Source organism: Nocardioides speluncae (assembly GCF_003121585.1).
GTDB classification, from domain to species: Bacteria; Actinomycetota; Actinomycetes; order Propionibacteriales; family Nocardioidaceae; genus Nocardioides; species Nocardioides speluncae.
Window position 1 is genome coordinate 189,842 of sequence record NZ_QEOO01000001.1, and the last position, 19,870, is coordinate 209,711.

Below are 19,870 nucleotides of genomic sequence, written 5' to 3' on the forward strand. Positions count from 1 at the left end.
GAATTCACTAGGTACCTTGTGAATTTGCTCCGCCCGCTACGCCGCGAGGCCGCGGCCGGCCAGGTAGCCGGCCGGATCGATGGGGTCGCCGCCGCCGGGCCGGACCTCGAGGTGCAGGTGCGGGCCGGTGCTGTTGCCGGTCGAGCCGACGTAGCCGATGACCTGTCCGGCGGTCACCTTGGTGCCGACACCGGCGTCGAAGCTGGACTGGTGGCAGTACCAGATCTCGGTGCCGTCCTCGAGCTGCAGGACGGTCTTGTTGCCGTAGGCCCCGTCGTACACCGTCTCGGTGATGACGCCGGACGCGATGGCGTGGATCGGCGTGCCCTCGCCGACGGCGAAGTCCAGGCCGGTGTGGTTCGACGACCACATCGAGCCGCCGGCACCGAAGCGCGCGGTCAGGTGGTAGCCGGAGACCGGGAGGACGGCCTCCGGGGCCGGCGGCGGGGCCGGCGGGGGAGGCGGCGGCTTGAGCTTGAAGGTCTTGGCCGGCGCGGGCGGGCTGTACGGCGGGATGATGTAGGGCTTGGACTCCTCCGGCGGCGGGGTGACCGCCTGGGAGGCGCTGACACCGAGGCTGAGGACGGCGCCGGCCACGATGACCGGGGCCGCCAGCGCGGCGCGCTGCATAGGGGTATAGCGAGGCATGGTTTTCCTTCCCACGCCTGTGAGGTGAGCTGTCGGGTTAGGGCGGAGAAGGTGCCCTGTCACGTGGTGGTGACTTCACCCCGAGCGGCTGGTACGGCGGCGCCGAGCCGGCGTCGTACACAGGGACCGCGGTGTTGATGTGGGTCCCCCACTCCTACCCGTCGGATCGACTACATCCGGGCCGGCCATGGGCGGGTAGGACTCGGCGTACCCACGGCGGCTGCTAGCTGTTTGCTAGCAACAAGTGGGCCAGACGAATCCGCGTTTTCCCAAGTCAAACGGCATGAAGCCGTGAGCGTGACCACACGACTGGGTCACACTCCCGCGTGCAGAGCAAGCAAACTGCGACCGACGACACACCACGCAAAGGCGCGGATTTCAGCCGCCGACATGCACCTGTGGACGCCGAGCCGGGTCCTTCTCGCAGCGGCGCAGGATCTCGTGGGTGAGCGGCGGGATGTCGCCCTCGCCGGCCAGCAGGAAGCGCAGCGCGTTCTGACCGGGCGCCTTCTCGCTCCACTCGAAGTAGACGTGGGGGACCTGGGTGTCGTGGTCGCGCACCCACAGCAGCACCGCAGCGATCGCATTGGGCACGCTGGTACCGGTGGCGCGCAGCACCCGGTGGTGGCCGACCCGGACGCTGTCGAGTCTGACCGTGCCGACGAATTCGCTGGCGTCGGTGACCTCTACCTCCAAGAAGATCCGGTCCTCACCCTCGGTGAGGTGGTTGTCGAGCATCACCTCAAGCATCTTCTCGTCGTACTCTGCGTCGTCGCCGGCGTCGAGTTTGTTGGCGATGAAACGGATCGGCCGCGGGTCGGCGATGGCGGCGTCGAGGATCTCTCTCGCACCCGGTTCGACGTTCACCTGCTGCACCCGTAGCTCGGTGCTGCGGACCGCCCGCGACCAGATGCTGACCACCAGGATCATCACGATGAACAGCAGCGCGATCAGCAGACCCTCGGGCCGGTCGACGATGGTCACGCCGATCGTGTAGAAGAACACCGCCGACACCAGGCCGAAGAACGCTCCGGCGACTCGGTGCCCGCGTCGCCACTCGGTCAGCGTGACCGCGACGGCGGCCGACGTCATCAGAGCGAGTACGCCGGTCGCGTAGGCGCCGGCCTGGTCCTCGACGCTCGCCTGGAACAGCACGGTGACCACGATCGCGATCACCGTCATCACGACGGTGAGCGGGCGGGTGGAGCGGGCCCAGTCCGGCGCCATCCCGTAGCGGGGCAGGTAGCGCGGGACGATGTTGAGCAGGCCGGCGAGCGCGGAGGCCCCGGCGAACCACAGGATGCCGATCGTGGCCGCGTCGTACGCCGTACCGAAGGCCTCGCCGAGCCGCTCGTGGGCGAGGTACGCAAGCGCTCGACCGCTGGCCTCGCCGCCCTCCTCGAACTCGTCCTCCGGGATCAGCAGCGTGGTGGCCAGTGAGGAGCCGAGCAGCATCACGCTCATGATCAGCGCGGCGCCGGTGAGCAGCTTCTTGGCGTTGCGGATCCGGCCGGCCGGCTTGGCGTGGGTGTCGGTCGGGTCGCCCTTGACCAGCGGCATCACCACGACGCCGGTCTCGAAGCCGGAGAGACCGAGGGCCAGCGCCGGGAAGACCAGCAGCGCCGCGGCGATCACGCCGAACGGCGCCGCGTGTTCCAGGGTCATCGCGTCGGTCCAGTTGTCGAAGACCGACGGGTGCTGGAGCGCGTGGATCAGCGCCTCGATCACCACGACCAGGCTCAGCCCGAGGTAGACCACGACCAGGACGACCGCGATCCCGATCGCCTCCTTGAAGCCCTTCAGGAAGACCGCCGCCAGCAGCAGGATCAGCGCCAGCGTCACCCACACCTCACCGCCGTGCAGGGTGTCCTTGAAGAGCGGGTTCTCGATCAGGTGCGCGCTCGCGTCGGCCGCGGACAGCGTGATCGTGATGATGAAGCCGGTCGCGACGAAGCCGAGCAGCGCGAGCACCAGCAGCTTGCTCGGCCAGTAGGACAGCAGCCGCTCCAGCATCGACAGGCTGCCGTCGCCGTGCGGGCTCTCCTCGGCGACCCGTCGGTACATCGGCAGCGCGCCGAACAGGGTGATCAGTACCAGTACCAGGGTCGCGACCGGCGCCAGAGCGCCGGCGGCCAGCGCGGCGATGCCGGGCTGGTAGCCGAGCGTCGAGAAGTAGTCGACGCCGGTCAGGCACATCACCCGCCACCACGGCTTCACGTGCTCGTGCTCGACCGCCTCGGTCTCGCTCTCGTAGAAGCCGCCCGGGTCGGTCTCACCGGCGTCAAGGAACCACCGCCGGAATTTCGTTTGAGCCTTGGCGCTGCTCTTCGCGTTCACGGAGGGGAGGCTAGCGGGTGGGCTTCCGCTTCTGTGGGTACGGCGTCTCCTCGCGGGCGAGCATCTCGACGAACTCCCGGATCTTCCGCTCCCGGGTCTCGGCCCGCTTCACGGCGCCGAGCCGGTTGATCAGCGCGAACCGATTGGACGAGGTGAGGACCTCGAACATCGCCTGCGCGTCCGGGTTGGCGGCGATCGCGGCGGCCAGGTCGTCGGGTACGACGGCGGTCGCGGGGCCGGCGTACGCCTCCTCCCAGCGGCCGTCGGCCTTGGCCGCGTCGACGGCGGCGCGACCGGCGGGCCGCATCCTCCCCTCGCCCTCGAGCCGCTCGATGTGGCCGACGTTGCGGGCCGACCACCTGCTCTTCGGGCCGCGCGGGGTCATCCGCTGCAGCGAGGTCTCGGCGTCCCGGCTGCGCGCCTGGCCGTCGATCCAGCCGAAGCAGAGCGCCTCGTCCAGGGCGTTGGCGTGGGTCATCGTGGTGACGGTGCCGCCCTTCTTGCCGAGCACCAGCCAGACGCCGGGCGAGGAGTCGTGGTGCTCCTCCAGCCACGCCCGCCACTCCGACGGCTCGGTCACCAACAGCTCCTCCAGCTCCGCCTTCGCCATAGAGCGGAGCGTATCCGGAGCGATTTCGTCCCTACGATGAGCCGCGTGGATCTCCCTGCAGGCGCACCCCGCCCCACGTCCCGCCAGCTGGCGCTCTGGACGCTGGTCAGCACCGTGGCCTGGCTGGCCGAGTCGCTGGTCTCGACCGGGCAGTCACGCAACATGTACGCCGGTCAGCCCGGCGCGGCGCCACCGCTGGTCGACCTATGGGTCCCGAGCCTCGGCTCGGCGATCCTGTGGGTGCCGTTCACGGTGCTGCTGCTGTGGCTGGCCTATCGCTTCCCGGTGACCGGCGCCCGGGTGAACGTCCTGGTCCACCTGGCCGCCCTCGCGGTGGTGGTCGTCGGCCGCGCGCTCGGCGTCGTCCTGTTCAACGGCATGTTCGACTGGTACCCGAACGGCGTCCCCGGCTACGGCGAGCTGCTCAACACCAGCCTCTTCAACAACCTGGTGACCTTCGTCTTCGTCAGCGGCATCGCACACGCGGTCTTCTACCAGCACACGATGCGCACCCGGGAGGCGCAGTTCGCCGACGCGCGGATGGCCGCGCTCACCAGCCAGCTGCAGCCGCACTTCCTCTTCAACGCCCTGAACACGATCGCGGCGTACGTCCATCAGCGGCCGGCGGTCGCCGAGCGGATGATCGTCGACCTCTCCGCGCTGCTGCGCTACTCGGTCGACCGCGACCATGCGGCGCTGGTCGCGCTCGACGACGAGATCGAGATCGCCGAGGCGTACCTCGCGATCCAGCGCAACCGGTTCGCCGACCGGCTTCAGGTCGCCGTCGAGGTCGACCGGGCCGTTCGCGACGCTGCGGTGCCGCCGTTCCTGCTGCAGCCGCTGCTGGAGAACGCCGTCCAGCACGGCCTGGCCCCGCAGGACGGAGCCAGCGCCCTGACGATCACCGCCCACCGCGACGCCAAGGAGGTCGTGGTCGTCGTCGGCGACGACGGAGTCGGCGTCTGCGACGACGGGGCGGTCGGCGTCGGGCTGAGCAACGTCCGGGCCCGGCTGGCCCAGGTGTACGGCGCCGGCGCGGGGCTCACGCTCGGGCCGCGCAACGGCGGCGGCACGAACGCGACGATCCGGCTGCCCTACCGCCGGTACGCGCCGACCGCCGCGGTGCGGGCGACGAAGGAGCCGGCGTGACCATCAGCGCGCTGATCGTCGAGGACGAGCCGCCAGCCCGCGACCGGCTGCGGGAGATGCTCGCCGACCACCCGGACGTGGTGGTCACCGCCGAGGTCGGGAGCGTGCCGGCGGCGATGGCCGAGGTGGTGCGCGAGCGGCCCGACCTGATCTTCCTCGACATCGCGCTGCCCGGCGACGAAGGACTCACCCTGGTCGACCTGATCGGCCGGGGCCGCGGTGGTGGCCGGGTGCCGGCGGTGGTGTGCGTGACGGCGTACGCCGACCATGCGGTGCGCGCCTTCGACGCTGCCGTCGTCGACTACCTGCTGAAGCCGTTCTCGCGGGAGCGGCTGGCCGACTCGCTGGCCAGGGTCCGCGAGCATCTCCGCGTCGGCGCTGCCGAGCCGTCGCGGGCGGTCCGGCGGTTGCCGATCCCGGTGTCGGGTGGCGTCCGGTTCCTCGACGTACGCCGGATCGACAGCGTGCGCGCGGAGCGCAACTACGTGCGCGTCCTCGCCGGCGACCAGCGGTTCCTGGTGCGGATGACGATGAAGCAGGTCGAGGACCGGCTGCCCGCCGAGGAGTTCGTGCGGGTGAACCGGTCGCTGATCGTGCAGCTGGACCGGGTGGTGGAGATGCAGCCGCTCGCGCACGGCGAGGTGCAGCTCCGCCTGGCCACCGGCGAGCTGGTCGCGTCCGGCCGAACCTATGCGCCGCGGGTCCGGGAGGCGCTCGGCCTGTAGGCCGCGCCCTCGTCCCGCCGTACCACCAGGTCGTCCCAAGCCCGCCCGGCGGTGCCGCCGATCGCCACCAGGCTGACCTCGACAAGCCCACCACCGTTGGAGGTCACCCCGTGCGAATCGCCACCCTCGCCGTCGCCGCGCTCGCCGCGCTGGCACCGCTCGCCATGCCGTGGACCGGCGAGGCCCAGGAGGACTGCCCGGTCGAGCCGGAGCTGTTCGCGCCCGGGGTCATCTCCGGGCCGAAGGAGGAGTACCGGATCACGTTCACGCCGGACGGCCGGACGGCGTACTTTGCCCGCGCCGACGTGAGCTTCCTGGAGTCCCGCGAGGCGACCATCCTGGTCACCCGCAAGACCCGGAACGGCTGGACCGAGCCGGAGCCGGCGTCGTTCTCCGGCACCTACCCGGACATCGACCCGGTCATCACCCCGGACGGCAAGCACCTCTACTTCTCCTCGATCCGGCCGGTCGACGGCGAGCCGCGCACCGATGTCGACGTCTGGGTCGTCGACCTGCGCCGTGATGGCACCTGGGGCGAGCCGCGGCACCTCGGTGCGGTCAACCGGCCCGACAGCGACGAGCTCTACCCGACCGTGGCGCGGGACGGACGGCTGTACGTCGGCAGCGACCGGGCCGGCGGCCTCGGCGGCTGGGACATCTGGACCGCCGTACCCGACGGCCGCGGCGGCCACCGCGAGGCCACCAACGTCGGCGCTCCGGTGAACTCGGCCGACTGGGAGTTCAACCCGGCGCTCACCCCGAGCGGCCGCAAGCTGGTCTTCTCCCGGCTGGGCTTCACCCCTGACGGCGGGGTCGAGCCGCCGTGGAGCGACCTGTACGCCGCCCGCCGTACCTCGACCGGCTTCGCCCAGCCCGACAAGGTCGCGATCAGCACCGAGGACTACTGGGAGTTCCACGCCTCCTTCTCCGCCGACGGCGAGTGGCTCTACTGGATCCGCGTGGACGACAACGGCGGCGACTTCTACCGCGTCCCCACCTGGAGCGACGCCCTCTCCTAGGGCCAGGCCCAGATAGTCCAGAACGTTTGACATCACTTTTCGCCGTAAGAGGGTGTCAAACGTTCTGGACTATCCGGGCCTCACGCAATTAGTTCCCAAACTACATAGTGAAGTATCATCACGATATGGCGAAACAAGGCAGGGAGTACGGCGGGGCGCTGGACCAGCTGCTGGAGCTGACCATGCTGCTGAGTGCGGACATGGAGCGCGGCCTGGGCGAGCTCGGGCTGACCGGGCCGCGCACCCACCTGCTGTGGGTGGTCCATCACCAGGGGCCGTCGACCCAGCGGGTGCTGGCCGATGCGCTCGGGGTCAGCGCCCGCAACATCACCGGCCTGGTCGACGCGCTGGTCGACACCGGCTTCGTCACCCGAGAGCCGCACCCGACCGACCGGCGCGCGACGCTGGTGTCGCTCACCAAGCACGGCGCCACGGTGATGACCCAGATGGCGGCCGACCACGCCGAGCTGGCCGAGGGGCTGTTCGGCGGCCTCGGCCCACGCCAGTTCGGCGCGTTCGTGACGACGATGACGACCGTGCTCGACGAGCTGCGGCGACGAGTGGAGGAGGCCCGATGATGGACAGGATCAAGAAGCTGGGTGGGCACGCGAGGTTCGCGGGGCGCTACGAGATCGCGATGTACGTCTCGCTCTTCCGCTGGATCGCCCGCCGTCCCGCCGTCCCGCACGGCAGCCGCCGCTTCACCTACCACAAGCTGGTCACCCCGGTGCTGGCGCTGTGGATCTTCGCGTCGGCCGCGGAGATCCCGCTGTTCCACGTGATCACGCCGTGGGCGTCAGTGCGGATCTTGCTGCTCGCGATCAGCGTGTGGGGGCTGCTCTGGATGCTCGGCTACTTCGCGAGCCTGCGCGTCTACCCGCACTCGGCCTCGGACACCACCCTCACTGTTCGCAGCGGTGCGCTGACCCGGATCGACCTGCCGTGGGAGGCGATCGAGTCGGTCAAGCAGACCCGCCGCGACATCGAGGGCCGGTCGGCCCGGGTCGAGGACGAGACGCTGCTGCTACCGATCAACGGGCAGGTCAACGTGCTGGTCACCCTCCGCGCCGAGCGCGACCTCCGGCTGCCGCGGCGTACCGTCACCGCCACCAAGGTCGCTCTCTGGGCCGACGACCCGAAGGACCTCGTGGCCGCCGCAGCCCCGACCGCCGTTACAGGTCGATCGCGAGGTTGACCCAGGTCGAGGTCGGCTCCATCCCGACCTTCTCGTAGAGCGAGAGCGCGCCGGTCCGGGTGTCGGTGGCAAGCTCGGACCGGGGCGCGCCGTGCGCCCGCCCCTGCGCGAACGCGTCGGCGAGCAGCGCCTGGGCGAGGCCGCGGTTCCGCTGGTCGGGGCGGACGGCGAGGTGGGAGACGGAGGCACAGCCCTCGGAGATCGAGAGGACCGCCGTGCCGACGACCTCGCCGTCGGGGTCGAGCGCGAGCCGCAGGTGCCACGGCTCGAAGCCGGGGCGCTCGAACACCGTGGCGCTGAAGTCTTCGAAGGAGGCTCGCTCCCGCTCCGACCACTCCAGGAACGCGTCCTCGACCACCGTGTACGCCGCCCGGTGGTCGGCCTCGCCGGCCTCGCGGATCGAGTAGCCGTCGGGCAGCGGCCGGGCAGGTACCTCGCGCCCAGCGGGCAGTTCGAGCACCCACGCCGTCCACCGCTCGCGGTAGCCCAGCGCCCGCAGCAGTACGTCGCTCGGCGAGCCGGCCGGAACCGGCTGACCGATCACGGTCGACCCGCCCGCACGGGCCCGTTCCTGCATCCACTGGGCGAGTGCGGTGCCGATGCCGCGACCGCGGTACGCCGGGTCCACGGCCGCGTCGCCGCGGTCCGCGTCGGTCACCTCGGCGTACCCAACCAGCCGGTCGCCGTCGTACACGCCGATCGTGGAGGCGGAGACGTCGAAGCTCGGGCGCTGCCAGTCGCCGACGATGTCGGCCTCCTCGATGTGCACCTCGCCGAGGTCGTGCTTCTCCTGGGCCGCCATCACCTCGAACACCGCGGTCGACTCCGCGGGCGTGAGCGGGCGGGAGGTCAGGGGCGAAGGAAGTTCCATATCGCGATTGTGACCGTGACGGTCCGCTTGGCGCGCGTCATTTTCGCGGCTGGCTCGTCCGTGCCGCCTGTGCCGGGTACTCCCACCGGATCCCGTAGATGCCGGGCGCCGGATCGAGCCGGGCGAACTGGAAGGAGGTCCCGGCCGCGTCGCCGCTCAGGTCGGCCACCACGTGCTCGTCGGCGCCCGCCTCCTGCTGCCGGTAGCCCCAGCAGCGGGCGGGCCTGTGTGCGGCGTCGAAGTCGACAGTCAGCGCGAAGTCGCGGCACCCGGGCCGCACCCGCAGGTTCTGGTAGTTGGTGCCCAGCTGCGGCGGCATCACGACGGAGAACTCGACGTACGCCGTGCTGTGCGGCGGCAGCGGCGGGTCGAGCATCAGCTCGTGGGCGCACAGGCCATTGGGGAAGTCCCCGCGGAACCGGCCGGCGGTGACCCCCGTCGTCGCCACCACGGACGGCAGCTCGCCGACCCAGGGGAACCGCTGCAGGTAGAGGACCCGAGTCGCCGGCTGCGACCCGGTCCGGAGCAGGTCGCCGACGGTGACGTGTCGCGGGTTGCCCTGGGCGTCGACGCGGAGCCGCATCCGGCGCGAGACCCGCGGTGGGAGGCTGAGGTCGTCGGTGACCGCGCCGAGACGCGCGAGCAGCCGGCGTACCGCGTCGGGCTTGTTCCACAGCCGGACCGAGTCCGGCTCCGGCCGCGGGCCGCGCCGGCGTACCGGGGACGCGGCGCCCAGCAGGGCGAGAAGCTCGCCCGGCGGCAGGTCGAGCACGCTCTCCACCGCCGCGAGCGCCTCCCGGGTGGCGGCCCGGGAGGGGCGGGACAGCCCGGACTGCCAGGCGCTCAGGGAGCTGGTGCTGACCCGGGTGCCGCGCTCGGCGAGCCGGGCCACGATCTCCTCCAGGCTCAGCCCGCTGCCGTCGACGGCCGTGCGCAGTCGCTCCGCGAAGTCCATGCTGACGCTCTCCTAACGAGGCTGCACTGGGCGGGCGGGCGAGAGCTCCCAGCGGATCCCGTACATGCCGGAGGCCGGGTCCAGCCGGGCGAGCTGGTACGACGTGCCGATGGCGTCGCCGGTGACCTCGTGCAGCACTCGCTCGGGGGAGTTCGGGTCGGGCGTGTGGTAGGCCCAGCAGTGCACCGGCGGCCGGCGCTCGTCGAAGTGCACATCGAGGACGACGTCCCGGCAGCCGGGCCGGACCCGGATGCTGAGGAAGTCGGACAGGAACCGCGCCGGGTAGGCGATGGTGAAGCTCACCGCCGCGACCTCCCCGGGCTCAAGCGGGCGGTCGAGCAGGAACTCGTACGCCGCCAGCCCGCTTGAGGGGTCCGCCCGGAACCGGTTGAGCGACACTCCGTGGCTGTGCACGACCGACGGCACCTGGTGCAGCTGCCCGTAGTCGGACATGAAGATCAGCCGGGTCGCGGTCTGCTGCCGGCCGCGGACCAGCCCGGCCACGCTGAGCCGGAGGTGGCAGCCGTCCGGGCCGATGTGGGCGCGGAGGTGCCGGGTCAGCCGCTCGGGCTCGGACGGGTCGTCGTACACCGCGCCGAGCCGGGAGAGCAGTCGGGTGGTCACGTCGGGGTGGACCCACTTCTCGGGGCCGTCGTCGCCGCCCGACACCCGCCGGCGCTGCGTAGCTCGCTCGGGAAGCAGCGAGGCGAGGGAGCAGGGCGCGACGCCGAGTATCTCCTCCAGGTCGGTGACGGCGAGCAGGGACGCCGCGCGCACCGGCCGGGATAGCCCGGACTGCCAGGCGCTCAGCGAGCTGGTGCTGACCTTGCGGCCGCGCTCGGTGAGCCGCTCCGCGAGCTCCTCCAGGCTCAGCCCACTCACGGCGATGGCGGCGCGCAGCCCTTCGGCGAAGTTCATGGCGGCGGCTATCGGGACTGCTGGGTGGACTCGGGTGGGAACTCCCACCGGATGCCGTGGGTGCCGGGGCCGGGGTCCAGCCGGACCAGCTGGAACGCCGTACCGTCGCGGCCGCCGTCGAGCTCGTGCAGGACCCGTTCCTCGCCCTGGGGGTCGATCTGGTGGTAGGCCCAGCAGCGGCTGGGGAGTCGCGCCGGGTCGAAGTGCACGTCCAGGATGATGTCGCGGTAGTGGTGCCGGTTGCGGGCGCTGATGAAGTTCGACTGGAACCGAGGCGGGTAGGCGATCGTGAAGCCGACCGACGCCACCTCGCCGTGGGCGAGCGGCCGGTCCAGCAGGAACTCCTGAACGGTGATCCCGTGGTCGGACTCTCCCCGGAACCGGTTGAGGGTCAGGCCGTGGGTGTGGACGACGGCCGGCACCTGCGGCAGCGACCCGTGGAAGGAGAAGAAGAACAGCCGGGTCGAGGGCTGCCGCCGGCCGCGCACCAGCCCGCTGACGGTGAGCCGGCGGTGGCTGCCATCGGCGGCGATCTGGACCCGCAGGTGCCGGGAGAGGCGCTCCGGCTCCGCGGGATCGTCGTACACCGCGCCCATCTTGGCGAGCAGCCGGTCGAACACCTCGCGGTAGTCCCAGACGCCGGCGTCCCGGGTCTTGTCGTCGGCCCGGCGTCGGCGCGGCTCCTGCTCGGTCAGAAGCGCGGCCAGCGAGCCGGGAGCGACGCCGAGCACCACCTCCAGGTCGGAGAGGGCCCGCAGGGATGCCGCGCGTACCGGCCGCGACAGGCCCGACTGCCACGCGCTCAAGGAGCTAGTGCTGACCCCCTGGCCGTCCTTGCCAAGACGCTCCGCCAGCTCTTCCAGGCTCAGTCCACTGGCGGCGATGGCCGCGCGCAGCCCGTCGGGGAATTCCACAAGTTCGGGAGTGTATGTGGCGAATGCTGCCCGGCATAGTGTTGACGCTCGTGAGCGAGCCTTCGTTTAAGACCATCATCGAGCCGTTCCGCATCCACAGCGTGGAGCCGATGCGGATGACCACCCGTGCTGAGCGCGAGGAGAAGCTGGCGAAAGCGGCGTACAACCTGTTCGCGCTGCACTCCGACGACGTGCTGATCGACCTGCTCACCGACTCCGGTACGGGCGCCATGTCGACCGAGCAGTGGGCGGCCCTGCAGCGCGGCAACGAGGCGTACGCCGGGGCACCGTCGTGGTTCCGGTTCCGGGACGCGGTCCACGACCTCTTCCCGTTCACCCACCTGCTGCCGACCCATCAGGGCAGGGCGGCGGAGAAGATCCTGTTCACCGTGGTCGGCGGGCCCGGCCAGGTGATCCCGAACAACACCCACTTCGACACCACCCGCGCCAACATCGAGTTCACCGGCGCCGAGGCCGTCGACCTGGTGATCCCGGAGGGCAAGGAGCCGGCCTCGCGACACCCGTTCAAGGGCAACATGGACGTCGCCGCGCTGCGCTCGCTGTTGGAGACCCGCAGCGCCGACGTACCGCTGGTGCTGATGACGATCACCAACAACTCCGGCGGCGGGCAGCCGGTGTCGCTGGCCAACCTGCGCGAGGTCCGGGCGGTGTGCGAGGAGTTCGGCAAGCCTTTGTTCCTCGACGCCTGCCGGTTCGCCGAGAATGCGTGGTTCATCAAGACCCGCGAGGAGGGGTACGCCGACACTCCGGTCGCCGACATCGTCCGCGAGATCGCGGCGCTGGCCGACGGGATGACGATGTCGGCGAAGAAGGACCCGCTCGGCAACATCGGCGGCTGGCTGGCCCTCAACGACGACGAGCTGGCGGTGCAGTGCCGCAACCTCGGCATCCTCACCGAGGGTTTCCCCACGTACGGCGGCCTCGCCGGCCGCGACCTCGAGGCGCTGGCCGTCGGCGTCCACGAGGCCATCGACGAGGACTACCTGCGCTACCGGATCCAGTCCACGTCGTACCTCGGCGAGGCGCTGGAGGCGGCCGGCGTCCCGGTCGTCGTGCCGTTCGGTGGCCACGCGATCTTCCTCGACGCCCGGGCGCTGCTGTCCCACCTCGGCCCGCTCGACTACCCCGGCCAGGCGCTGGCCTGCGCGCTGTACGTTGAGGGCGGGGTGCGGTCCTGCGAGATCGGCCAGGTGATGTTCGGGCTCGGCGCCGACGGCGTCGAGCGGGAGGCGCCGATGGACCTGGTCCGGCTGGCGATCCCGCGGCGTACCTATACCCAGTCGCACATCGACTACGTGATCGAGGTGGTGACCCGGGTGCACGCCCGCCGTGACTCGATCTCCGGGATGACCATCACCTCACAGCCACCGCAGCTACGCCACTTCACCGCCACCTTCGCGCCGATCTCCTGACCGACATACTGGCGACTGTGCGGGAGGACGAGTTCGCCGACCAGGTGGCGCCGCTGCGCCATGAGCTGCGGGTGCACTGCTACCGGATGCTGGGCTCGTGGGACGAGGCCGAGGACCTGGTCCAGGAGGCGCTGCTGAAGGCTTGGGACCGGCGGGCGTCGTACGAGGGGCGGGCCAGCTTCCGGGCCTGGCTCTACAAGATCGCCACCAACGCCTGCCTGGACTTCCTGCGCCGACACGAGCGGACACCGGCGCCGTACGACCGGATCCCCGGGATGGAGCACGGCGACGCCGAGCCGCCGGACCGGATCGCCTGGCTGCAGCCGTGCCCGACGCCGGATGTGGCGGCCGAGGCGCGGGAGACGATCGAGCTGGCCTTCCTGGCCGGGCTGCAGCACCTGCCGCCGCGGCAGCGCGCGGTACTCGTGCTGCGCGATGTGCTCGGTTGGCCGGCGGCCGACACCGCCGAGCTGCTGGAGCTGAGCGTCGCGTCGGTCAACAGCGCCCTGCAGCGGGCCCGGCCGTCGCTGCGCGAGCGGCTGCCGGAGCGGCGCGAGGAGTGGCGGTCCCGGCGCGGGCCGTCCGGCGCGGAGCGGGAGATACTGGACCGCTACATCGCGGCGGCGCAGGCGCTGGACGGCCACGCGGTCGCGGAGCTGCTGCACGACGACGTGGTGCTGACGATGCCGCCGAACCCGTTCTGGTTCGTGGGTCGCGACACGATGCTGGCCTTCCTCGAGCCGAGCTTCGACCCGGCCTCGCCGACGTACCTCGGCGAGTGGCGGTCCATCGCGACGTCGCTGAACTCGATGCCGGCCTCGGCCAACTATGTACGCCGGCCCGGCACCACCGTCTTCAGGGCGCAGGTGGTCGACGTGCTGACGATCGTCGACGACCGGATCGTCGAGATCACCGCGTTCGAGCCGCACCACCTCGTGGGCTGTGGGCTGCCGATGGTGCTGACCGAGGAGCGGCCTGAAATTGACCGATGAGGAATCGCCGCGGGCTTCGTCGTACGGGTGAGCAGCGCACTCGGCGCCGCCGAAACTAGAGGAGTCACAGTTCATGAACACCGCCAAGGGCAAGGTCACCACCGGCGCCAGCGTCTCCCTCGACGGCTACATCGCGGGCCCCGGCGAGTCCGGCTTCGAGCACCTCTTCGCCTACATGGGCAGCGGCGACATCGAGGTGCCGACCGCCAACCCGAACATCCCGGTCCGGATGACCGCCGACAACGCGGCGTACCAGCGGGCGCTGGTGGACCGGGTCGGCGCCATCGTCGTCGGCCGTCACCTGTACGACATGACCAGCGGCTGGGGCGGCATCCACCCGATGGGCTGCCCGGTCGTCGTGCTCACCCACAACCCGCCGGCCGAGCCGGCGTCGGACCAGTTCACCTTCGTCACCGGCGGCATCGAGGAGGCGATCGAGACCGCGCACCGCCTCGCCGGCGGCAAGGAGGTCGGACTCAACGCCGGCCAGATCGCCCAGCAGGCGCTGGCCGCCGGCCTGCTCGACGAGATCCACCTGTCGCTGGTGCCGGTCTACCTCGGCGGCGGCAAGTCCTTCTTCCCCGACCTCGCCGAAGACGCCCCGCTGCTGCTCGACGGTCCCGAGGTCATCCCCGGCACCGGCGTCACCTATCTGCACTATCGGGTACGTCGGCCCTGAGGACGAGCAGCGTGGCGAACCCGCAGAGCAGCCCGAGAAAGGCACCGCCGATGACCATGCCGAGGGTGGCGACCAGCATCTCGCCCTCAGGGTCGTCGACCAGCCACCATCGGGCCATCGCAAAACAGCAGAGCGCGCCGGCCAGGGCGGTCGGCAGCGACGTTGGCGCCTTCCGCCCGGTCAGCTCGTACGCCGCCACCCCGACCGCCCCGATCACCGCACCGAGGCCCAGCCCGACGCCGATAACAACCGCATTCAGCGTCGGGCTGACCGCGGCCGCGACGATGAGCGTGCCGACCGCCATCGCGGCCAGCACCGCCAGTGCCCGCGACGGTCTGTCCTTGGCTGTCATCGCTCGCCTCGCCCCGGCAGTTTCACTAGGTACCTAGTGAAACTGTCCCAGCCCGTTGGAAACTTCGCGTGGGGTGGGACAAATTCGCTAGGTACCTAGTGAAACTTCCCCCGCACCAGATCACGGGAACGACGGCGAGGCGCCGGGTCCGAGCAGCTCTGGGGCGCCGGTGCCGTCGGCGGGGAGGATGTAGACGGCGGGCTTGCCTTCGTGGGGCTTGGCGTAGGCGATGGTGGCGTTGTCGGCCCACGCGATCTGGTCGTCGACGTTGCCGGGTTCGGCGAGGGCGACGTCCTCGCCCGACGACAGGGTCAGTACGTGCGGCCGCCAGCGGTCGCCGACCCGGTACTTGTAGGCGATCCGGGTGCCGTCGGGGGAGAGCGAGGGGCACTCGACGTGCTCGCGGATGGTGGTCAGGGTCCGTTCCGACACCGAGCCGCGGATCAGCCAGTTGGTCCCGGCCGTTCCCATCGTCGCGTAGAACGTGTCGTCGTCGGCGAACGTGATGCCCCAGAAGTTGCGGTCGACGGCGTCGTACGGCTTGCCGTCCAGCACCACGTCGAAGTCCTCCAGCGAGCCGACGTGCAGGTCGCTGTCGAGGTCGTAGAAGCCCGCGGTCGTCGAGAACTGACCGGTCTTGGCGTACGAGTCGCCGGTGCGGAACACCGTCCACGCCACGAACCGGCCGTCGGGCGAGACCTGCGCCCGGCTCGGGTTGCCCCACAGGTCGAGCCGGATCTCGGGCTTGGCCAGACCGTTGCGGTACGCCGTGAGCTCGGCGCTGAAGGGCAGGCCGCCGGCCCGCACGCAGACCAGGGTGCCGCCCCGCAGGTGCGCGCGCTGGCAGACCGGGCCGCGACCCAGCAGCTTGCCGGCGTCGGAACGCTGCTCGACCCGGCTGCCGGTGTTGGACACCAGCGTCACCGCGCCGGTGCGGTCCAGGCTGAAGCCGCGGATCTCGGCCGCCGTCGAGGTACGCCGCCACACGCCGTACCCGACAGCGGTGCCGAGCAGCGCGGCGATCAGGAGTGCGCCGACCACGAGTCGGGTCCGGCTCATGAGGACCCCCTCGCTGCCAGCCGGGTCGCCGCGAGTACGGCGGCCAGCGCCAGGCCCGCCGCGAAGACCAGGAACGCAGTACCGACCGCAAGCGACGCGGCCAATGCCCCGAGCAGCACCGCGCCGCCGGCCCGCGCCAGCGCCTGCGCGGTCTGCACCACGGCCAGCCCGGTCGCGCGCACCTCGGCCGGGATCGCGGGACCGGCGTACGCCATCAGCACGCCGTCGGTCGCGGCGTAGAAGACACCGTGCAGGCAGAGCGCGACCGCGGCGAACACCCAGCCGTCGAGCGACCCCGCCACCACCAGGTACGCCGCCACCAGCACCACGTGGCCGCCGACGAACATCGACCAGCGGCCCACCCGGTCCGCCAGCCGGCCGATCGGGATCGCGGCCAGCATGAAGACCAGCGCGGTCCCGAGCGGCAGCAGCGGCAGCACCTGGCTGGGCAGCCCCAGCTGCCGCTGCACCGCGACGAAGAAGAACAGGTCACCCGCGGTCATCAGTCCGAGCAGCCCGGCGGCGAGCGTCATCCGCCGGATCGCCGGCGCGTTCATCGACGACACCGCGCGGCGCAGGCTCACCCGCGCCCGGCCGGCAGCGCTGACCCCCGCGGCGTTCGGCACGAACAGCACCAGCACCACCACGCCCACCGCCGCGATGCAGAAGCTCGCGAAGAAGACCACGTCGTAGCCGCCGGGAATCGCCCACAGGATGAAGAACGCGACCAGTGGTCCGAGCAGCGCGCCACAGGTGTCCATCGCGCGGTGTACGCCGAACGCCCGGCCCAGCCCCTCGGTCGGGGTGGCGTGGGTGATCATCGCGTCCCGCGGCGCTGTGCGGACGCCCTTGCCAGCGCGGTCGGCCATCACCACGGCGCTCAGCCCGGTCACCGACCCCCCGACAGCCGGGAAACCTAACTTGCAGACCGCGCTCACACCGTACCCGAGGGTGGCGACGTGCTTGGGCCGGCCGAGCCGGTCGGCAGCGTACCCGCCACCGAGGCGGAGCAGCGCGGTGGCGCCGGTGTAGAGGCCGTCCATGGCGCCGAGCGCGAGGTAGCCGAGCCCGAGCCCCGCCGTCAGGTAGAGGCCCATGGTCGCGGTGATCATCTCCGCGGAGACGTCAGTGACCAGGCTGACCATCCCGAGCGCGAGCACCGCCGCCGGCACCCGCTGCCGGATTCCGGCAGCGGGTGCGGTGGCAGGTTCGGCGGCGGGACCGGCGGACCGAGCGTTGTCACCGGCGCGCATCGTGGAAAGGTACATCAGCTCAGAACTGCAGGCTCCACGAGTTGATGTAGCCGGTGTCGCGCGCCTCGGCGTCGGTCACCCGGAGCTTCCAGGTACCGGCCCGAACCTCGGCCGTGGCGTTCACCGAGAAGTTCTGGACGATGTTGTCGGCGCTGCCGCCGGTGCGGTTGCGCAGCGGGTAGACGGTGCCGTCCGGCGCGATCAGGTCGACGATCAGGTCGCCGACGTAGGTGTGCACGATGTTGACCGCGACCTTCAGCGTGGCCGGCGCGTTGCCGGCGCCGGTGACTGCCAGCGAGCTGGTGGCCGAGCTGAGGTCCGGGATGTTGACGTCGGTGGTGTTCTCGAAGAAGTCACCGCCCGCCGGCTTGGTGGCGAAGCTGCCGGTCAGCGAGAGGCCGGAGTACGCCGAGTAGCCGTACAGCATCACGTGGTAGGTCCCGGACTGGATGTTGCTGATCGTGCAGGTCTCGGCGTTCGTCGAGCCCTGGCTGCGGCAGTCGTAGGTCGAGTTCGTCGGTGCCGCGCCGTACCGGACGAAGAGGTCCATGTCGCCGGTGCCGCCGGACGTGACGAACTTCAGGTTCGACGCCCCGGCCGGAACCTCGAGCGTGTACGCCGTGCTGCTGCCTTGCGCGCCGGACAGCCCGGTCTTGGGTACGCCGTTGGTGAGGACGTTGCCGCCGCCGGCCGGGCTGACCGTCCACGAGAACGACGCGGTGCCGGTCCGGTTGGCGCTGTCCTTGGCGGTCACGGTCACGTTCGAGCTGCCGGCGGTGGTCGGCGTACCGCTGATCAGGCCGGTGCTGGCGTTGATCGACAGCCCGGCCGGGAGACCCGTCGCCGAGTAGGTCAGCGCGCCGCCGCCGGTCGACGAGGCCTGGATCTGCAGGCTGTCGGCCGTGTTCACGGTGCTGGTCTGCGCGCCCGGGTTGGTCACAGTGACGCTGCCGGTCGTGCCCTTGGACTTGCAGGTGCCGCTGACGTGGTCGGTGTAGTCGCGGCCGGCGACGGGCCGGAAGTTGAAGTCGTAGCCGGTCGCGGTCAGGTCGAACTCGCCCACGCCGAAGGTGTCGTTCTGGAACGCCTCCTGGGTGCCGTCCGAGGACTGGGTGGAGGAGTAGAGCGAGCGGCCGCCGGTGCCGATCACGAATGAGCGGAGGCCGGTCGAGCTGTCGGTGCCGTTGGACAGCGCAGGCGCGAACCGCTCGTAGGAGTGGTCGTGGCCCTGCACGACCACGTCGGCCTTGGCAGCGACCAGCGCGTCCCAGACCGCCGACATCTTGGTGTCATCACCGTGGTCGCCGGACGAGAAGCGCGGGTGGTGCCAGTAGGCCATCGTGCACGGCTGGGTGCTGGCCGCGAGATCGTTCTTCAGCCAGGTGACCTGCGCCGAGGAGGCCGTCGAGGAGACGTTGGAGTTGAGTGACACGAAGTGCCAGTCGCCGAGGTTGAAGCTGTAGTACGGCTGGCTGGACGTGCCGACCTCGACGTTGTTGTTGCCGAAGTACTGGAAGTAGCCGGACGCGCCCGAGGTGTAGTACTCGTGGTTGCCCGGCGATGGGTGGACGATGTTGTTGAACTTGCCCCAGTGAGTGTTGTAGGCGCCGTTGAACTCCGAGAGCGTGCCGCTCTCATAGGCGATGTCGCCCGGGATCAGCACCGCGTCGGGTCCGATCCCGGTGATCACGTCGTCGGTCTGGTTGCACGCCGAGCCGCAGACGTCGCCGGCGACGGCTACGGTGATGGTGGCTTCTGGGTCCTGGACGGTGGTCTGCGATGCGGCACCGCCGACATGTCCGCTGGTGAGGGTTCCGGCAGCGAGCAGAGCGCCGAGGGTGCCGAGCACGCGGGCGCGGGTGAATGAGTTCTTCATCATCGACTCCGAGACTGATGACAGGCAGGGGAACGGGTCACCGTGAGGGTCCTCGACCGGATCGGGACCGACAACGGCGCCGTACTGGATAACTCTGGATGTTCACGGGGACGTCACGGCGCGACGCCGTTCGGCCATGTTGGTCAGAAGTCTTGGACGTGGCCCGCTAGAATCGCCGGTGAGCTAAGCCGAAGGAGCCGCACGATGCCACGAGTTTCCGCCGATGTACGGCGCGATCTGCTGGTCGAGGCCGCGATCCGGGTGATGGTCCGCGACGGCGTCGCCAAGGCCACGACCCGGTCGATCGTCGCCGAGGCGGAGATGCCGCTGGGAGCGTTCCACTACTGCTTCCGCTCCAAGGAGGAGCTTCTCAACCACGTCATCGAGGCGATCTCCGGACACACCCTCGACCGGGCGATGGAGGCGCTGCAGCAGCCCGGCACGCTCGAGGAGCAGCTGACCGGTGCCCTCGACGCGTACTGGCAGCACCTGGTGGAGAACCCCGACGAGCACCGGGTCACCTACGAGCTCACGTCGTACGCCGTCCGGCAGCCGGGGCTGGAGCACATGGCCCGCAAGCAGTACGAGAACTACATCCACACCTTCACCGCGGTGCTGGAGATGCTGGCCGTGAACGCCAGCGTCAGGTGGGCGACACCGGTCCCCGTGCTGGCCCGCTACGCCACGGCGATGGTCGACGGGCTGACCCTGCTGTGGCTCAACGAGGGCGGCGACGACGGCCTGGCCCGCGCCGCCCTGGCCAACGCGATGGGCTACCTTCTCGGCCAAGCAGTGCCCGCCGCCACGGCGGCCACCGGATAGCCACCGGGCATCTCCGGACGTTCGTCTGGGCCTGAGCGGCCAGCGCACGCACATCGCTGCGTT

The 19,870-nt window shown here is 70.8% G+C and carries 20 protein-coding genes and 1 riboswitch; of the genes, 9 read left to right on the forward strand and 11 right to left on the reverse strand.

Annotated elements, in window-relative coordinates; translation table 11 throughout:
* Window positions 1-36: 36 nt before the first annotated feature.
* From DDV73_RS00965 to DDV73_RS00975, 3 genes are all read right to left on the reverse strand, one after another.
* Window positions 37-648, reverse strand: coding sequence for a M23 family metallopeptidase (locus DDV73_RS00965; RefSeq protein WP_109505372.1), 612 nt, complete (start codon window positions 646-648; stop codon window positions 37-39).
* Window positions 648-830: riboswitch (cyclic di-AMP (ydaO/yuaA leader) on the reverse strand. It overlaps the preceding gene by 1 nt.
* Before the next feature lie 196 nt (window positions 831-1,026).
* Window positions 1,027-2,985 carry an APC family permease gene (locus DDV73_RS00970; RefSeq protein WP_109505373.1) on the reverse strand — a complete coding sequence of 653 codons (1,959 nt, stop codon included), beginning with the start codon at window positions 2,983-2,985 and terminating at the stop codon, window positions 1,027-1,029.
* A gap of 10 nt (window positions 2,986-2,995) precedes the next feature.
* Window positions 2,996-3,595 (reverse strand): YdeI/OmpD-associated family protein, encoded by a 600-nt coding sequence (locus tag DDV73_RS00975; protein ID WP_109505374.1) that lies wholly within the window; start codon window positions 3,593-3,595, stop codon window positions 2,996-2,998.
* Window positions 3,596-3,640: 45 nt separating this feature from the next.
* Here DDV73_RS00975 and DDV73_RS00980 point away from each other — a divergent pair, with 45 nt between their 5' ends.
* The 5 genes from DDV73_RS00980 to DDV73_RS01000 all read left to right on the forward strand — a co-directional run bounded on the left by DDV73_RS00980 (window position 3,641) and on the right by DDV73_RS01000 (window position 7,683).
* Window positions 3,641-4,744 carry a sensor histidine kinase gene (locus DDV73_RS00980; protein WP_109505375.1) on the forward strand — a complete coding sequence of 368 codons (1,104 nt, stop codon included), beginning with the start codon at window positions 3,641-3,643 and terminating at the stop codon, window positions 4,742-4,744.
* Window positions 4,741-5,469 carry a LytR/AlgR family response regulator transcription factor gene (locus DDV73_RS00985; RefSeq protein WP_109505376.1) on the forward strand — a complete coding sequence of 243 codons (729 nt, stop codon included), beginning with the start codon at window positions 4,741-4,743 and terminating at the stop codon, window positions 5,467-5,469. Before DDV73_RS00980 ends, DDV73_RS00985 begins: the two co-directional genes overlap by 4 nt.
* A gap of 110 nt (window positions 5,470-5,579) precedes the next feature.
* Complete coding sequence (locus tag DDV73_RS00990; protein ID WP_109505377.1) at window positions 5,580-6,488, forward strand: TolB-like translocation protein; 909 nt, start codon at window positions 5,580-5,582, stop codon at window positions 6,486-6,488.
* A gap of 125 nt (window positions 6,489-6,613) precedes the next feature.
* On the forward strand, window positions 6,614-7,066 hold the full coding sequence (locus DDV73_RS00995; RefSeq protein ID WP_109505378.1) for a MarR family winged helix-turn-helix transcriptional regulator: 453 nt from the start codon (window positions 6,614-6,616) through the stop codon (window positions 7,064-7,066).
* Complete coding sequence (locus DDV73_RS01000; protein WP_154402559.1) at window positions 7,063-7,683, forward strand: hypothetical protein; 621 nt, start codon at window positions 7,063-7,065, stop codon at window positions 7,681-7,683. Before DDV73_RS00995 ends, DDV73_RS01000 begins: the two co-directional genes overlap by 4 nt.
* Here DDV73_RS01000 and DDV73_RS01005 read toward each other — a convergent pair.
* Genes DDV73_RS01005 through DDV73_RS01020 form a run of 4 tightly spaced genes read right to left on the reverse strand, consistent with a single transcriptional unit; the run spans window position 7,661 to window position 11,341 of the window.
* A complete protein-coding gene (locus DDV73_RS01005) occupies window positions 7,661-8,554 on the reverse strand; it encodes a GNAT family N-acetyltransferase (protein WP_109505380.1) in 894 nt (297 codons plus the stop codon). The genes DDV73_RS01000 and DDV73_RS01005 overlap by 23 nt on opposite strands.
* Before the next feature lie 37 nt (window positions 8,555-8,591).
* Window positions 8,592-9,509, reverse strand: a complete 918-nt coding sequence (locus tag DDV73_RS01010) for a helix-turn-helix domain-containing protein (protein WP_109505381.1) — start codon at window positions 9,507-9,509, stop codon at window positions 8,592-8,594.
* Window positions 9,510-9,521: 12 nt separating this feature from the next.
* Window positions 9,522-10,427 (reverse strand): helix-turn-helix domain-containing protein, encoded by a 906-nt coding sequence (locus DDV73_RS01015; protein ID WP_109505382.1) that lies wholly within the window; start codon window positions 10,425-10,427, stop codon window positions 9,522-9,524.
* Window positions 10,428-10,435: 8 nt separating this feature from the next.
* Window positions 10,436-11,341 (reverse strand): helix-turn-helix domain-containing protein, encoded by a 906-nt coding sequence (locus DDV73_RS01020; RefSeq protein ID WP_154402560.1) that lies wholly within the window; start codon window positions 11,339-11,341, stop codon window positions 10,436-10,438.
* A 50-nt stretch (window positions 11,342-11,391) separates the two neighbouring features.
* Between DDV73_RS01020 and DDV73_RS01025 the strand changes: the two genes are divergently transcribed.
* The 3 genes from DDV73_RS01025 to DDV73_RS01035 all read left to right on the forward strand — a co-directional run bounded on the left by DDV73_RS01025 (window position 11,392) and on the right by DDV73_RS01035 (window position 14,445).
* Complete coding sequence (locus DDV73_RS01025; protein ID WP_240617036.1) at window positions 11,392-12,774, forward strand: tryptophanase; 1,383 nt, start codon at window positions 11,392-11,394, stop codon at window positions 12,772-12,774.
* Window positions 12,775-12,791: 17 nt separating this feature from the next.
* Window positions 12,792-13,766, forward strand: coding sequence for an RNA polymerase subunit sigma-70 (locus DDV73_RS01030; RefSeq protein ID WP_206050634.1), 975 nt, complete (start codon window positions 12,792-12,794; stop codon window positions 13,764-13,766).
* A 73-nt stretch (window positions 13,767-13,839) separates the two neighbouring features.
* The gene (locus tag DDV73_RS01035; RefSeq protein ID WP_109505386.1) at window positions 13,840-14,445 is read left to right on the forward strand and encodes a dihydrofolate reductase family protein; all 606 of its coding nucleotides are present in this window, start codon (window positions 13,840-13,842) and stop codon (window positions 14,443-14,445) included.
* Here DDV73_RS01035 and DDV73_RS01040 read toward each other — a convergent pair.
* The 4 genes from DDV73_RS01040 to DDV73_RS01055 all read right to left on the reverse strand — a co-directional run bounded on the left by DDV73_RS01040 (window position 14,411) and on the right by DDV73_RS01055 (window position 18,988).
* Complete coding sequence (locus DDV73_RS01040) at window positions 14,411-14,797, reverse strand: hypothetical protein (RefSeq protein ID WP_154402561.1); 387 nt, start codon at window positions 14,795-14,797, stop codon at window positions 14,411-14,413. The two genes, DDV73_RS01035 and DDV73_RS01040, sit on opposite strands and share 35 nt — an antisense overlap.
* Window positions 14,798-14,917: 120 nt before the next feature.
* On the reverse strand, window positions 14,918-15,856 hold the full coding sequence (locus tag DDV73_RS01045; protein WP_109505388.1) for a TolB family protein: 939 nt from the start codon (window positions 15,854-15,856) through the stop codon (window positions 14,918-14,920).
* Window positions 15,853-17,109 carry an MFS transporter gene (locus DDV73_RS01050; protein WP_240617037.1) on the reverse strand — a complete coding sequence of 419 codons (1,257 nt, stop codon included), beginning with the start codon at window positions 17,107-17,109 and terminating at the stop codon, window positions 15,853-15,855. Before DDV73_RS01050 ends, DDV73_RS01045 begins: the two co-directional genes overlap by 4 nt.
* Before the next feature lie 19 nt (window positions 17,110-17,128).
* Window positions 17,129-18,988 carry a proprotein convertase P-domain-containing protein gene (locus tag DDV73_RS01055; RefSeq protein ID WP_109505390.1) on the reverse strand — a complete coding sequence of 620 codons (1,860 nt, stop codon included), beginning with the start codon at window positions 18,986-18,988 and terminating at the stop codon, window positions 17,129-17,131.
* Window positions 18,989-19,189: 201 nt separating this feature from the next.
* Between DDV73_RS01055 and DDV73_RS01060 the strand changes: the two genes are divergently transcribed.
* Complete coding sequence (locus DDV73_RS01060) at window positions 19,190-19,807, forward strand: TetR/AcrR family transcriptional regulator (RefSeq protein ID WP_109505391.1); 618 nt, start codon at window positions 19,190-19,192, stop codon at window positions 19,805-19,807.
* Window positions 19,808-19,870: the final 63 nt, after the last annotated feature.

Coding starts and splice junctions, on each gene's coding strand:
- DDV73_RS00965 (WP_109505372.1), bottom strand. CDS start 648: ATGCCTCGCTATACCCCTATGCAGCGCGCCGCGCTGGCGGCCCCGGTC.
- DDV73_RS00975 (WP_109505374.1), bottom strand. CDS start 3,595: ATGGCGAAGGCGGAGCTGGAGGAGCTGTTGGTGACCGAGCCGTCGGAG.
- DDV73_RS00995 (WP_109505378.1), top strand. CDS start 6,614: ATGGCGAAACAAGGCAGGGAGTACGGCGGGGCGCTGGACCAGCTGCTG.
- DDV73_RS01000 (WP_154402559.1), top strand. CDS start 7,063: ATGATGGACAGGATCAAGAAGCTGGGTGGGCACGCGAGGTTCGCGGGG.
- DDV73_RS01005 (WP_109505380.1), bottom strand. CDS start 8,554: ATGGAACTTCCTTCGCCCCTGACCTCCCGCCCGCTCACGCCCGCGGAG.
- DDV73_RS01010 (WP_109505381.1), bottom strand. CDS start 9,509: ATGGACTTCGCGGAGCGACTGCGCACGGCCGTCGACGGCAGCGGGCTG.
- DDV73_RS01015 (WP_109505382.1), bottom strand. CDS start 10,427: ATGAACTTCGCCGAAGGGCTGCGCGCCGCCATCGCCGTGAGTGGGCTG.
- DDV73_RS01035 (WP_109505386.1), top strand. CDS start 13,840: ATGAACACCGCCAAGGGCAAGGTCACCACCGGCGCCAGCGTCTCCCTC.
- DDV73_RS01040 (WP_154402561.1), bottom strand. CDS start 14,797: ATGACAGCCAAGGACAGACCGTCGCGGGCACTGGCGGTGCTGGCCGCG.
- DDV73_RS01045 (WP_109505388.1), bottom strand. CDS start 15,856: ATGAGCCGGACCCGACTCGTGGTCGGCGCACTCCTGATCGCCGCGCTG.
- DDV73_RS01050 (WP_240617037.1), bottom strand. CDS start 17,109: ATGCGCGCCGGTGACAACGCTCGGTCCGCCGGTCCCGCCGCCGAACCT.
- DDV73_RS01055 (WP_109505390.1), bottom strand. CDS start 18,988: ATGATGAAGAACTCATTCACCCGCGCCCGCGTGCTCGGCACCCTCGGC.
- DDV73_RS01060 (WP_109505391.1), top strand. CDS start 19,190: ATGCCACGAGTTTCCGCCGATGTACGGCGCGATCTGCTGGTCGAGGCC.